The organism is Staphylococcus pasteuri (genome assembly GCF_003970495.1).
GTDB lineage: Bacteria > Bacillota > Bacilli > Staphylococcales > Staphylococcaceae > Staphylococcus > Staphylococcus pasteuri.
This window is the reverse complement of sequence record NZ_RXWW01000049.1, coordinates 1-14,315: the sequence shown is the minus strand read 5'-3', so window position 1 is coordinate 14,315 and position 14,315 is coordinate 1. Positions and strand designations below refer to the sequence as shown.

Genomic DNA, 14,315 nt, shown 5'->3' with positions numbered 1-14,315 from the left:
TCCTATGTGTAAGCTATCTAAAATCTTAAGTTATAATTAGTTTAGATAGGAGTGATATTATGAGGTATTATAATATTGAAGTTTTAAGAGTTGAATATAAAAATATAGATATTATTAATAAATATTATGTGGAAGATACATTCTTTGCAGTTGCAGAAAATTTTATTGATGGTTGGAAAATAAATTCAACACAAAAAATATTAGGTTTAAAATATAGTGCAGTGGCATTTAATATTTATACTTCTATATATTATTTAGAGGAATATTGGTTTAAATGTAAAGATAAATTTCAAGAATTAATTAATATACAAAGTAGTAATTTTTATTTACAAGCAGCTTACGACAATTTATACCAATTATTGAATTTTATGTCTCTTAGTGAGCAAGAAAATAAAGAATTATATAATAATGATAAAAAAAGATATAACAAAGAAAAAAACTTCCGAATTAAAAATATTAAATTTAATAATGAAAATAAAGAAATTATTAAACTCTTAGAAGAGTTGTATAGGACAAAGTTAAAAGAGGTAAGGAAAACAAATAATTATGTGAAACATAATGGACATTTAGAAGAATATGAAGAGAATACAACTAAAATATATTCGTTAACTTTTAATAAAAAAGATCCTTTAGAAACTATTAGGAAAGCAATGTATAATATGAAAAACGACGTTAATCCATTAACTTATAAAGCACCAAAAGGGAAAAAAGTCGTTCTAAATAATTTGGCTAGCAGTATTTTAGAAATAGTTGAAGAGTTACTTATAATATTAGACAAAACCATGACAGTTTATATTGATAAAACATACAAAGAACTTTTAAGAATGATGAAAAGTGATAAGAATATTTGATAAACCATTTAAAGTGTTAATTAACCTAAAATAATGTATAATTAACTTACAAAAAGTTATTGACAAGAATATACCATTAAGAAGATAATATAGTTGTTTATATTTAAAAATAAATAGGTGAAGTTATGGATTGCAATCAGGAGGTAATAAAAGCTTATCACAGTAATATGCCAAAAAATATAAATAGTTTTTTAGATGGCTCTGTAAATCTTTTGGAAAGTTTAGAAGATGGTTATTGGCTTGGAAAAGGTATGTATTTTTGGGATAATTATGGTAATGCACAATATTGGCAAAGAAAAGTTGAAAGTAGAGAAATTGTAAAAGTAATTTTACTATTAGAAAAATTATTGGATTTAACTGACAAAAATCATTTAAATAAACTACAAAGTGCTTTCAATATGTTAAAGAAAAAAGGATCGAAGTCAATTGATTTCGCTAATTTAGAAGATGAATACGAATTAGGACTTGTAATTAATACAATTTTTAAAGAGGTAAAGAAATTTAGTGATCATTTCCATGTAGTAAAATGCCATGGATTATATAAAAATTGGGATGAACAAAAAATAATTACGGGGAAAAAAATTAAAATTCATGAAATAAGTAGAAGTAACTTTGTGACTTCATTGGTAAAAACGATTTATTGTGTTAAAGATGAAAGAGCGATATTTCAAAAATGTGGTAAGGGTGAATAATATGAATATCAGAGAGTTAAATGAAGCGTTTAATGAAATATTTGATGAAATTGAACAAATGAATGAAGATCAGATAAAAATGATTGATTTTGAAATTGAAGAGAACATCAACCAGTATAGAGTAGGTTTATTAAAATACAAAAATGAATGTAAGAGTATAACTATCGATACTACTTTTGAAGATAAAAAATATTTTGATAAACTAAAAAATAATAATCAAGATAAGAAAAACGAATACCAAAACCACAACTATGATAAAAATAAAGTGGAAAGTGCGTCAATAAATGCAGCATAAGCGAGGTGTATGTAGTGGGAGAGGTTAGAAAAGATATCCGCTTTAATGAACCCTATTTAAAAAATATAAGTTTTAATGTCAATAATAATTTTAATGTAGAAAAATTTGAAGGTATAAGCGAAATTAAATTAGAAATTAGTAAAGGGTTTGAAAAAGCCTTTGATAAAGAAAATGATTTAAAGGGTTCTTCTTTAGTATCAATAGAAATAGAAATAGGAGGAATGGAAGAAATAAATCCTTTTCATATAAAGGTTGAAGTAGCAGCTATTTTTGAATGGGATAATTTTAAGCCTAATGAAGTAGATGACTACTTAAATATTAATGCAGCAGCTATATTATATTCATATTGTAGACCGCATATAAGTTATATAACTAGTGCCAGTGGATTACCAACCTATATACTACCTTTTTATAATTTCACTAATAATAAGATGAACAACTAATAAAATTATTACAAAAATAGCAATTGTTCCTTTTTGTTATTAAATAATATATATAATAGTCGATTTTAGAGATATGAATAGGATGTAATTTTCAAACCAATGTTAAACTTTTTGAATATTAATTTAACAGTTATAAGTAATTATGCATGAGCATTTTTAAAAACTATAGTATAAATAAACATAAAACTCAACTATATAAAAGAAGAAAAATAATATATTATTTATTGTCAGAACCTTGTAAGTATAACTTATGAGGGTCTTTTTTTATTGTGGGATCTAGGAAGAGTAGAAAAAGGACATAATGAGAATAACTTAGAATAATTAAGTAAATAATTCCCTTTATAACTACTAAATCAATGTTATTAAAAGTTTTGAGGGCAAGCCATATTAAAAATCTTATCAATGAATATGCTCCATTAAATAGGGGAAGGTAATTAGAGTAAATTAAATCGCTTGTTACAACTTGTTATTAGAAGTAACGAGTTAATAAAAAATACGGTTAGGAGTATTGTTGATGGATAATATTAAAGGTATTAATCATGTAGGTTTAACTGTTCCCAATATCGATGAAGCAACAAAATTTTTAAAAAATGCATTTGGAGCAAAAGTTGCTTATGATGGATTAACTTATGATGACGAACCTCGTAAGGGTAAAGAGGTTGAGAGAATGCTTGGTTTATCAGAAGGAGCAGAAATTATAAAGCAAAGAATGATTGTCATAGGTAATGGCGCCAATATAGAAATGTTTGAAATTCAAAATAGTGATCAAAAATCACCTTTAAGATTAGAGGATTTAGGTTTTAATCATATTTCAATTTTTGTAGAAGATATGGATGTAGCAATCAAACAAGCAGTAGAAGGAGAAATACCTTTATCAGAAAAACATGATAATTCTAGATATGAAGATAGTGAAAATAGTAGTAGTGTTTATTTAAAAACTGAATGGAACTTATTGATAGAATTGCAATGTATTCCAAACGGATATTACTATCCAAATGATAGTGAAGCAGAAGTATTTATTCCTGAATAAAGTCAAATATAAATCATCAAAAAAGCTATGGTTAAGACACTTGATAATAAATGTCATAACCATAGCTTTTTCCTATTTATTCTTACTAACATGGCCAATAATATATGAAGTTAAGCTGCTACAAATAATTAATAGAATTAAAAATGTCATTAAATATATTTGTTTGCTTTCCACATGAAATCCGATTTCAAACTGACCGTGTAAATGACCTTTGATAAAGAAGTTAAGTGTAATAATAGATAGGATTAGAATAATTGAAATAGCACTCAACACATCGAAGCATATTTTAAAAAAGGATAGTTTATTTTTCTTCATATAATGCATCCTCCCATAATCATTATGTTAACAACCATCCCATTTAGTTAGTAGTTATTTATTTTTGTTAAATTAATCGCAATTAAAAATTTTAAACTAATGATTAATAAGAATCAATCAATAAATATCTATTTATTTACTGAATTTAATAAATTTTTATCCAAATTCGTTTCGAATAGTGAATATGGGGTATACACCTTAAGTAGACAATATAATAATTACATATTGAAGGGAGTGAAGATACATGTTTGGACTAATAGGAATGATCATCGTAGGTGGTCTTATCGGTTGGATTGCAGGCGCAATTCTTGGTAAAGATATCCCAGGAGGTATTTTAGGTAATGTTATTGCTGGTATCGTTGGTGCTTGGGTTGGATCAATGATTTTTGGACATTGGGGTCCAGAATTAGGTAGAATTTATATCTTCCCAGCATTACTAGGTTCAATTATTTTAATTTTTGTAGTTTCTTTAATCTTAAAAGCCTTAAGAAAAAAATAATTGAAATATAGTTATAGAGATGACCTTCGAAAATAAGGACATCTCTATTTTTGTATATAATCTTATTTTGGAATTGTAAGTATCAGTTTATCATTCTACGTATATGCTTGCTAAAATGGTCATTAGAAGTGTTAAAAGACAAGAAAGAAGGATAATATTTTGAATTCTAATTGATTGTTGGCCATAACCCTTCTTTTTAAATACATAGAATAGGTAACCCCATGACAACATAACTATTATGCCTAATATTATAATAAGTGTTTTCATAAAAACCCTCCTCATTTATTTTGTACCCTAAAAGATAGTTAATAAATAAAGTAAATGGTTTTTAAATAATTTATAAAATGCAAATTGCAATATCACTTAAATTTTTGCATAAAAAGAGGATGACGCTGGGTAACGCCATCCAGGAGTATTATGTTCATGAATATAAAAGACTTTGTAGTTACTTAATAACTACATGTACATAGTATCATGAATCAAATTAAAATACCAATTAAAACAACTTAATTCTATTAATATTTTTTCGTTGTACACATTTAATTTTAATTATGCAATCATATTTGAATATGTTTAATTCTATTAATTTTATATACATAAATTGTTAGTCTATTCTCAATATTTTTCGTTTTGTTGTATGTTTATGCGGCTCTTGATAGGATATTATTATGGAGGGATTCATCATGGAAGGTATTGTAACGTTTATTTTAATTTCACTATTAATGATTATTGTACCAGGACCAGATTTTCTAATTGTCATGAAGAATACTGTCCATTCTGGAAAAAGAAATGGTATGTTAGCTGCATTGGGCATTACGACTGGTCATATTGTTTATGCGAGTTTAGCTATTTTCGGAATTATATACATATTAACAAGTTTATATTACGTCTTTCTATTAATTAAAATATTTGGGGCGTGTTACTTAATTTATTTAGGTATTCGTTCTATTTTATCAGCACGTCAATCCATGTCTTTTAATGATCAAAAGCAAGATTTAAACAAAGTTTCATATCTTTCATCGTATAGACAAGGATTCTTAAGCACCATATTAAATCCTAAAGCATTACTTTATTACGTGAGTATACTGCCTCAATTTTTATCACAAGGAAATATACATATGACATCTCAAGTAGCAGTTTTAGTCTTATCTGTAGTGTTAGTCGTATGTTGTTGGTTTTTATTTTGTGTATTCATATTCCAATATATTAAATTATTATTCAGTAATCCGAAAATTAAAGCAATTTTTGATTATGCAGTAGGTATTATTTTGATTGGTCTATCAATTAATTTATTATTAAGTAAATCAAGTTAAGCAAATTAGGGTGGGAATTAATGTGAAAGTATATTTAGTAAGACATGGTGAATCTAAATCAAATTATGATAATAAGCACGGAGAACCTTATTTCTGTGGTCAACTTAATGTGCCATTAACTGAAAAGGGGACTGAAAGTGCACAAGCATTAGTAAGTTACTTTGCGAATAAAACGATTGACCATGTGTACGTATCAAGTTTATTGAGAACACAGCAAACATATGAAGCAATATTTCCATACAATATTCCTACGACTTCTACAGATTTACTTAAAGAGAGATCATTAGGTGTATTTGAAGGTAAATTTAAAAAAGAGGTTTCGGAAGATCAGCATTTTTATAAATATTTTAATGACGATAATTACAAAGATTTTCGCCATAGCTTTACTCAAAAAGCACCTGAAGGAGAAAGTTATCAAGATGTTTATGATAGAGTTTCGATGTTTTTCGATACGATTGTAGATGAAAAGGCAGAAGAGATTGTTATTGTAGCGCATCAAGTTGTTATTAGATGTCTATTTGTTTATTTAGAGCAACTAACAAAAGACGAAGCATTAACTGCTAACGTTGAAAACTGTAAGCCATATTTGATTGAAATATAATAAAAAAAGTGAAATGCGTGTATAATACAAACGCATTTCACTTTTTTTATAAATTAAGACAGCCGGGTGTCTTGTTTTATGAATTTTGTTTCTTCTGTTTGGGATATCCTACAATTAAAGTGACGAATGTACTAATAATAATTAAAATAACAGAAATTGCAGCAGTAATACCGACTGAATAGTCTTCTAGGATAAATGCGACAACAGCTAATCCAGACCAAGGTACAATTGCAATAATTTGTAGAACGCTAGATATAATTCTAGTAGTAAGATGATTGAAAATACTTAAAATAAGTGCAGGTAGCGCAAATGCAACTACAGTACCAATAGCAGTCCAAAGTTCTGCAGGTTTATCTAAGCTTATTGTATGTGGGCCTGTCGGATGCTTAGCGCACATAATGATTGTAGCAACAGTTGATAAAATTGCAATAATCACAAAAATTACGCGACGTTTCATGTTCTCACTCCTATAAATATATGTTGTTTTTAAAATTTTGCTCATTTAATAGTGTGACTAAGTATTGTAATGATGTCAATGTTACGATAAATGCGTATAACCAAATAAATACAGCATACAAAAAGCTTCTACTCGATTAGTTTTCATAATGAAACTTACCGAATAGAAGCTTATTTACTATTTATCAAATACGTCTGTCTTGATATTTTTCTTATCCAAGAATGATTTGATTTTATCTTGTTGTTTTTTATTTACATCGCCTGCATAGTTAGTTGGCACATCAACAACATTGATTGAATTTTGAGGTTGATAGTTTAATTGTTCAATCTCTTCATCGACATCAGCAATAGTGCTATTTAATGCTTTGAAATATTTGATAATACGATTGGTTGGATCTTTATATTCATTTGGAATTTTATTATTATTCACGAATTTTTTGAAGTGTAAGTCGTTTTTAACAGCCAAATTAGATAGTTCACTTAAACGATCTGATTGTTTTTTAGTAATCTTTTTACTGCTATCACTTTGACGATCTAATTGGTGTTGGATAACGTACTTATTATCAAGAATATCGCTATTGACTTGTAAATATTTTTCAAGTGCTTTGTTCATTTCATCTTCACTTATTGTTGCATTCTTTTTGTTAGAAGTGAAAATATCTTTTTCTTTTAATTGCTTAGCATTTTTAGGTGCATGAGCATTACTGTGTGAATCTTGATCATTGTTATCTTCACTTTTATTGGCACAAGCTGATAGTACAAGTGCAAATGATAAGATTAACGTGAGTAGGACTCTTTTCTTCATTAGGTTTGGTACTCCTTTTATTCGTACAATATTCATTGTGTTTAATTTATTATATATTATAGCGTATCACGTATCAAAAATGATTTGAATGTTTAAGCATTGATTAAATAATGAACTATGAACATTTTGTGTACGTTCATTATTTAGTGGAATTCAAGATTTCTTGAACTGTAAAACCACGTGTACTCCATAATCTTAGATGAGTCCAACCTTTTTCTATTTGTTTGCTCAATGTTTTATCTGGAACTGGTAAAATCTTATCCTCTTTAATAAGATTGTTCATCATTTCAACAGCATGTTCTTCATCGGGTGCTATTCTTAAATGAAATAGTATATACTGAACGGCTTTTTCTTTTTCAATATCATCATTTGCTTTAATGTTATTTCTAATGAATTTAATGAACTGTTTAAGTTTGGTATTGCGTTCATAATACTCATTGTTTACATATGTTAGCAGTTCATCTAAATTGTCTGGTACATAGAACTCTTTAAATGGGTCATCAATATCACTACTATTTGTTAACAAAGGAATGACAGGATGTAATAGCATATCGTTTTGAATAGTCACTAAACGATTGATATCCATATCTTTAATCTCATCTTTAATGTCATTTTGAGTCATCTCTTTATTATATAGATGTTTCATCAAATAGGACACACGCTCTAAAGAAGCATAACCATACAGATTTGTGATTGCAATATAGATATTTAGAGGTGTAACGTAATGTTGTTTTTTAGGATCATTTTTAAAATGCTTCAATTGCTCTTGCACTAGATTTTGACGGATTTCTGGATCCATATAATTTTCTATGTTAACTGATTCTAATGTACTGTTATCTAACTCGTCTTGATTATCTGGATTATTTTCCTCAAATGCCTCAATGATATCATTTTCAGTAAAATTGTCTTCAGAATCTGCTAAGCTATCAAAGTCACCTAAACTATCCCAACCAGTTAAATCATCCTCAATTTCAGAGATTAATGAATGTTCTGCTAGTGATTCAAATATATTATCTTTTTGAGTGCCGATTCTTTCAATTTGGTCATCAATAACCGATTCTAAGCCACCAGTTGACTGAATATATTTATCTATAAAATCTAATGCGTCATATGGTATCGAAACGATATTATAACGTGCATTGTAGTTGAATATAAATGAATAATTGAATAACTGTGATGGTGAAGTGAGTTCTTGAACGTCATTAACTGTTGATGCGATATCTATATTGGAAGTGTAATTTTTGTCGTTTTCATATATAGATTGAAATATAAATAATGTTGAATTTGTAAATTGATTGAATACACGTTCTAACAATTCATTATTTTCAAAGAATGTATCATTGATTAATTTCACAGCATCAGCTTTTTTTAATTTTGAAGTATTTTTAAATTCGTAAAATTTTAAGATGTTTTGAATATCTTTTGCTTTTAAAGTTGTTAAATAATCTTTTAAATTAGTATGTTCTATATTGTAACGTACTTTTTCATCTAGCTTTTTAAATTCTTTTAGCAATTGCTTGTTATCATTATCTAAGTCTTTATATTCATAGAGTCCAGTAAAAACATATTCATTTACCTTATTTAAATAGATAGGGTCTATAATATATTCATCTGTAGATTCTTTATAGAAGAATCCTAATTGATCTGTTAATTTGCAAGTAGTTTTTATGTCTTCATTAACGTTAACAGTTGATGAAGCATCCTTTAACAAGTTTTCGATGTATGTTTGTTCGTCTTTTCCCATATTGTTATAAATAAGGTTCACATTGTGTGGTTGAAAAGTAATATGTAATGTTTCGAGTGGTGAAAGTTTTCTAGGGATGTCTAAAAATGTTTGGATTTCATAAATTTTCACTTTAGTAATATGATTTAAGGTATTCATAATAGCTCCTTTAAAATATATGATGTGTGATGGATTTAGACTAGAAAACAGTTTACGTCATAATGTAAAAACCCAACGATGTTAAAAGATAAAAATTTTTCATTACTTATATCATAACATGTTTATTGAATATAATAATAAAAAAACAGAATTCCAATAAGGAATTCTGTTTTGAAGATATATTTTAATGAAATGTTTTATAGCGGGTATTAATTTCTAATAATATAATCGAATGCGTTTAGGGCAGCATTTGCGCCTGCACCCATAGAAATAATGATTTGTTTGTTTTTCTGATCAGTCACGTCACCAGCGGCAAAGATACCTGGAACGTTTGTGCTATTATTATTATCAATAACAACTTCTCCACGACCATTTAATTCAACAGCATCTGATATCCATGCTGTGTTAGGTACTAAACCGATTTGTACAAAGATACCATCTAAATTAACCACTTGCTCTTCGCCAGTGTTCATATCTTCGTATTTAATACCAGTGACATGGTCTTCACCAATAACTTCTGTTGTTCTTGCTTTAGTTTTGATATCAACATTTGATAATGAACGTAAACGGTCTTGAAGTACACTGTCAGCTTTCAATTCTTCTGAATATTCGAAGACAGTGACATGCTTAACAATTCCAGCTAAATCAATCGCTGCTTCCACACCAGAGTTACCGCCACCGATTACTGCAACGTCTTTGTTTTCAAATAAAGGACCATCACAGTGAGGGCAGAAAGCAACACCTTTGTTGAGTAAACGATCTTCGCCTGGAATATTAAGTTTACGCCAACTTGCACCTGTAGAAATGATGGCTGTTTTAGTTTCTAGTACAGCATCGTTTTCTAACGTAACGCGAATTGCACTATCTGTTTTTTCAATATTAGTAGCACGGATACCAGTCATAGTATCGATGTCGTATTGAGCAATATGATCCGCTAAATGAGATGAAAATTCAGAACCTGTTGTTTCTTTAACAGTAATGAAGTTTTCAATACCAGCAGTATCATTAACTTGTCCACCAATGCGGTCAGCCACAATACCAGTGCGTAAACCTTTACGTGCTGTATAAATTGCAGCACTACCACTTGCTGGACCGCCACCGATAACTAATACATCGTAAGGGTCTTTGCCTTCGAATTCTGATGCGTCAGCAGTACTTCCTAATTGGTTAAGAATATCTTGAATTGACATACGGCCGTTACCAAACTCTTCTCCATCTAAGAAGACAGCAGGTACTGCCATGATGTTTTCAGATTCTTCACGGAATACTGCACCGTCAATCATTGTATGTGTAATGTTAGGGTTGATTACACTCATTAAGTTTAATGCTTGAACAACATCTGGACATTTTTGACAAGTTAAACTTACAAAGGTTTCAAAATGGAATGAACCTTCTAGGCCTTTAATTTGATCAATAACAGATTGTTGTTCTTTAGGTGGACGGCCACTTACTTGTAAAATAGCTAATACAAGTGAGTTAAATTCGTGACCTAAAGGAATACCTGCGAAAGTAATACCAGTTTCTTCGCCTGGGCGATTTACTGAGAAACTAGGCGTACGTTTCAATTCTTTTTCAGTAAGAGTGATGTGAGATGACATCTCTGTTACTTCATCTAATAATTCTTTTAATTCTTTAGATTTATCATCAGAGCCAAGGCTAGCGACGAATTCAACGTCGCCTTCCATTAGCTCAAGTAATTGTTGTAATTGTTGTTTTAAATCAGCATTAAGCATAATTAATTAATGCCTCCTTAAATTTTACCTACTAAGTCTAATCCTGGTTGTAAAGTTTCAGAACCTTCTTCCCATTTTGCAGGGCAAACTTCACCTGGATGTTGACGTACATATTGAGCAGCTTTGATTTTGTGAACTAATGTACTAGCGTCACGGCCGATTCCATCAGCATTGATTTCTGCAGCTTGTACAACACCATCAGGGTCGATAATGAATGTACCACGTTGTGCTAGACCAAGTTCTTCATCTAATACGTCGAAGTTACGAGTGATTGTTTGAGAAGGGTCACCAATCATATTGTATTGGATTTTGCTAATAGCATCTGAATGATCATGCCAAGCTTTGTGTACGAAATGAGTATCAGTAGAAACTGAGAATACATTTACGCCTAATTCTTGTAATTTGTCATATTGGTTTTGTAAGTCTTCTAATTCAGTTGGACAAACGAATGAGAAGTCTGCAGGATAGAAGCATACAACACTCCAAGAACCTTTTAAGTCTTCTTGAGATACTTCTTTGAATTCATCTTTCTTTGGATCGTAAGCTTGCGCTGTGAATGGTAAGATTTCTTTATTAATTAAAGACATAGTTAAATTCCTCCTGATTAATTGAGAATGTTTTATTAGAATTAGATAACAATCATTGTTTAATTATAATAATTCTAATCTCTTGTTTAATATTATTACATCTAGATATTAAATAGTCAACTTCATCAACTCGTACATATGAATATATACTTTTAAAATTGATGTTGTAAGTGTTTTAGCATATCTAATGAAATTATTATTTAGAATAGAGTAAGTAATTATTAATATTAATAATGATACTTTTTAATATTAAAATAATAACTTCATTCTCAACTAAATACTTATGATTGATAATATGGTGTAATTTTATTACATCATACTATACCTCGATACTAACATGTTAAATCATAACTTTCATAAAACACGATTTAATCATTGTAAGACTATCATTTTAGTGAGTGCAACTCATTTAAAATCTAATTGAAAAGGGTATACAATAATTAAAGATAAATTACGGGAATTTTATTTTTCGAATATATAGGAGTGGAACTATAATGTCAGATTATGTATATGAGTTAATGAAAAAGCATCATTCGGTGCGTCGTTTTAAAACAACACCATTAAGCCAAGAAATAGTAGAGAAATTGGTTGAAGCAGGTCAAAGCGCATCAACATCTAGTTTTTTACAAGCATATTCAATCATTGGTGTTGATGACCCTAAAATTAAAGAAGATTTGAAAGAAGTATCAGGACAACCGTATGTTGTTGAAAATGGATTCTTATTTGTATTTGTTTTAGATTATTATCGTCATAATTTAGTTAATGAAAAAGCAGAATCAAATATGGAAATTTCATTTGAATCAGCTGAAGGTTTATTAGTAGGTTCTATTGATGTTGCACTTGTTGCAGAAAACATTGCAGTCGCAGCTGAAGATATGGGATATGGTATGGTTTATTTAGGTTCATTACGTAACGATGTTGGACGAGTACGTGAGATTTTAGACTTACCTGAATATACCTTCCCTCTATTTGGAATGGCTGTTGGTGAACCAGCTGATAATGAAAATGGTGCAGCGAAACCCCGCTTACCTTTAGAGCATGTCTTCCATAGAAACAAATATAATTCAGATAAAGACAAACAAATTAGTGAACTACAAGATTATGATCAAACAATAAGTAATTATTATAAAGAACGTACCAATGGTGAAAGAAGCGAAACCTGGTCAGAACAAATTGAATCATTTATGGGAAATAAAACAAGATTAGACATGTTGAATCAATTGAATAATGCAGGATTAATTAAAAAATAATAAATACATGAACATAAAAAGGGAGAATGCCACTACAATAGGCATTCTCCCTTTTTTAATCTGAAATTTAATTCGTTGTTAATTCACCGTATTCATTAGATTCAAATGATTTTTTGTCCCAATTTTTAGTGAGTTTTGCGGTACCAGTACCGGCTAAAATAGAATCGTTGACGTTAAGTGCAGTACGACCCATGTCTATAAGTGGTTCTATAGAAATTAAAACCCCGGCTAAAGCTACAGGTAAGTTTAGAGTTGATAAAACTAAGATAGAAGCGAATGTCGCACCGCCACCTACACCTGCAACACCAAATGAACTTATGATAACAACTGCTACTAATGTCACGATGAACTGTAAGTCGATATCTACATGAGCTACTGGTGCAACCATAATTGCAAGCATAGCAGGGTAGATGCCCGCACATCCATTTTGTCCAATTGATAAACCGAATGTTGCTGAGAAGTTTGCGATACCTTCAGGAACACCAAGACGTGTTGTTTGTGTTTGGATATTTAATGGTAACGCTCCAGCACTTGAACGTGATGTGAAGGCAAACACTAGCACTTCGAATGTTTTCTTCATATATTTTATTGGATTAATACCAAGGATAGATAAAATGATTAAGTGAATGATATACATCGTAATTAGTGCTGCATAAGATGCAATCATAAATTTACCTAAAGTCCATATAGCAGCAAAGTCACTTGTCGCTATAGTTGATGTCATAATGGCTAAGATACCATATGGTGTCAATCTTAATACGAAAGTAACAATAGCCATGACAACTGAATAAATGGCTTCTATACCACGTTTAAGTACATCGCCATGATTAGGTTCTTTACGAGCTACACGTAAATAGGCGAATCCTACAAATGAAGCGAATATTACTACGGCAATCGTAGACGTAGTTCTTTGACCAGTAAAGTCTAAGAAAGGATTGCTTGGTAATAGTTCTAATATTTGTTGAGGTAATGTGTGTGCAGTTAAGTTTTTAGCTTCTTTTGAAATTTCACTACCACGTGAATGTTCTGCACTACCTAAATCAATTGAAGATGCATCTAAACCGAATAATAAAGCATATCCAATACCTACTAATGCAGCTATTGCAACAGTTCCGATGAGGAACATAAAAATGTAGCTACCAATTTTAGCGAATTTATCCCCAATTTGAATTTTACTAAATGCTGAAACGATTGAAATAAAGATAAGCGGCATAACAATCATTTGTAGTAATGCGACATATCCGTCACCTACGATACTAAACCAATCGCTTGTAGTTTCGATTACTTTTGAGTCCACACCATAAATGAGGTGCATTGCGATGCCTAAAATGATGCCTATAGCTAATGCTGTAAACACACGTTTAGGAAATGATATATGCTTTCTAGCCATGACATTTAACATGATAATAAAGGCAATAAGCACAATAACATTAACCACTGTTAAAAATGGAACCAAAATCAACACTCCCTTAACAATTCATTTTTTATAAAAGTTATGTATTAAGAATATAACTGTTATTTTTATAAATCAAGGGTATGATTGTAAATATTATAGGAATACTC

15 protein-coding genes are annotated in these 14,315 nt (G+C 29.7%); 9 read left to right on the top strand and 6 right to left on the bottom strand.

What is annotated here, in order from left to right; all coding sequences use genetic code 11:
- Window positions 1-59: 59 nt before the first annotated feature.
- From CD121_RS07515 to CD121_RS07475, 8 genes are all read left to right on the top strand, one after another.
- On the top strand, window positions 60-851 hold the full coding sequence (locus CD121_RS07515) for a hypothetical protein (RefSeq protein WP_126567765.1): 792 nt from the start codon (window positions 60-62) through the stop codon (window positions 849-851).
- Window positions 852-976: 125 nt separating this feature from the next.
- On the top strand, window positions 977-1,543 hold the full coding sequence (locus CD121_RS07510; RefSeq protein ID WP_126567762.1) for a hypothetical protein: 567 nt from the start codon (window positions 977-979) through the stop codon (window positions 1,541-1,543).
- Between the two features lies 1 nt (window position 1,544).
- Window positions 1,545-1,838 (top strand): hypothetical protein, encoded by a 294-nt coding sequence (locus CD121_RS07505; protein WP_126567759.1) that lies wholly within the window; start codon window positions 1,545-1,547, stop codon window positions 1,836-1,838.
- A gap of 14 nt (window positions 1,839-1,852) precedes the next feature.
- The gene (locus CD121_RS07500) at window positions 1,853-2,281 is read left to right on the top strand and encodes a protein-export chaperone SecB (protein WP_159463784.1); all 429 of its coding nucleotides are present in this window, start codon (window positions 1,853-1,855) and stop codon (window positions 2,279-2,281) included.
- 514 nt (window positions 2,282-2,795) lie between these two features.
- Window positions 2,796-3,311 (top strand): VOC family protein, encoded by a 516-nt coding sequence (locus tag CD121_RS07495; RefSeq protein ID WP_126567755.1) that lies wholly within the window; start codon window positions 2,796-2,798, stop codon window positions 3,309-3,311.
- A 559-nt stretch (window positions 3,312-3,870) separates the two neighbouring features.
- The gene (locus CD121_RS07485) at window positions 3,871-4,125 is read left to right on the top strand and encodes a GlsB/YeaQ/YmgE family stress response membrane protein (RefSeq protein WP_017637491.1); all 255 of its coding nucleotides are present in this window, start codon (window positions 3,871-3,873) and stop codon (window positions 4,123-4,125) included.
- A 683-nt stretch (window positions 4,126-4,808) separates the two neighbouring features.
- The gene (locus CD121_RS07480) at window positions 4,809-5,438 is read left to right on the top strand and encodes a LysE family translocator (RefSeq protein WP_017637489.1); all 630 of its coding nucleotides are present in this window, start codon (window positions 4,809-4,811) and stop codon (window positions 5,436-5,438) included.
- 22 nt (window positions 5,439-5,460) lie between these two features.
- Entirely contained in the window at window positions 5,461-6,039 is a 579-nt protein-coding gene (locus CD121_RS07475) for a histidine phosphatase family protein (protein ID WP_046467361.1), read from the top strand.
- A 76-nt stretch (window positions 6,040-6,115) separates the two neighbouring features.
- On the opposite strand, the gene CD121_RS07470 is transcribed toward CD121_RS07475, so the two are convergent.
- From CD121_RS07470 to ahpC, 5 genes are all read right to left on the bottom strand, one after another.
- A complete protein-coding gene (locus tag CD121_RS07470) occupies window positions 6,116-6,496 on the bottom strand; it encodes a YdeH family membrane protein (RefSeq protein WP_017638452.1) in 381 nt (126 codons plus the stop codon).
- A 177-nt stretch (window positions 6,497-6,673) separates the two neighbouring features.
- Window positions 6,674-7,300 carry an NDxxF motif lipoprotein gene (locus CD121_RS07465; protein ID WP_070451894.1) on the bottom strand — a complete coding sequence of 209 codons (627 nt, stop codon included), beginning with the start codon at window positions 7,298-7,300 and terminating at the stop codon, window positions 6,674-6,676.
- Window positions 7,301-7,439: 139 nt separating this feature from the next.
- A complete protein-coding gene (locus tag CD121_RS07460; RefSeq protein ID WP_126567752.1) occupies window positions 7,440-9,182 on the bottom strand; it encodes a hypothetical protein in 1,743 nt (580 codons plus the stop codon).
- A 209-nt stretch (window positions 9,183-9,391) separates the two neighbouring features.
- Complete coding sequence (ahpF, locus tag CD121_RS07455; RefSeq protein ID WP_107999929.1) at window positions 9,392-10,915, bottom strand: alkyl hydroperoxide reductase subunit F; 1,524 nt, start codon at window positions 10,913-10,915, stop codon at window positions 9,392-9,394.
- 17 nt (window positions 10,916-10,932) lie between these two features.
- Window positions 10,933-11,502: an alkyl hydroperoxide reductase subunit C gene (gene ahpC, locus CD121_RS07450; RefSeq protein WP_002451489.1), complete on the bottom strand. Its 570-nt coding sequence runs from the start codon at window positions 11,500-11,502 to the stop codon at window positions 10,933-10,935.
- A 494-nt stretch (window positions 11,503-11,996) separates the two neighbouring features.
- Here ahpC and nfsA point away from each other — a divergent pair, with 494 nt between their 5' ends.
- The gene (gene nfsA, locus CD121_RS07445) at window positions 11,997-12,752 is read left to right on the top strand and encodes an oxygen-insensitive NADPH nitroreductase (protein ID WP_070451902.1); all 756 of its coding nucleotides are present in this window, start codon (window positions 11,997-11,999) and stop codon (window positions 12,750-12,752) included.
- Between the two features lie 67 nt (window positions 12,753-12,819).
- On the opposite strand, the gene CD121_RS07440 is transcribed toward nfsA, so the two are convergent.
- Window positions 12,820-14,208: an L-cystine transporter gene (locus CD121_RS07440; RefSeq protein ID WP_029056586.1), complete on the bottom strand. Its 1,389-nt coding sequence runs from the start codon at window positions 14,206-14,208 to the stop codon at window positions 12,820-12,822.
- Window positions 14,209-14,315: the final 107 nt, after the last annotated feature.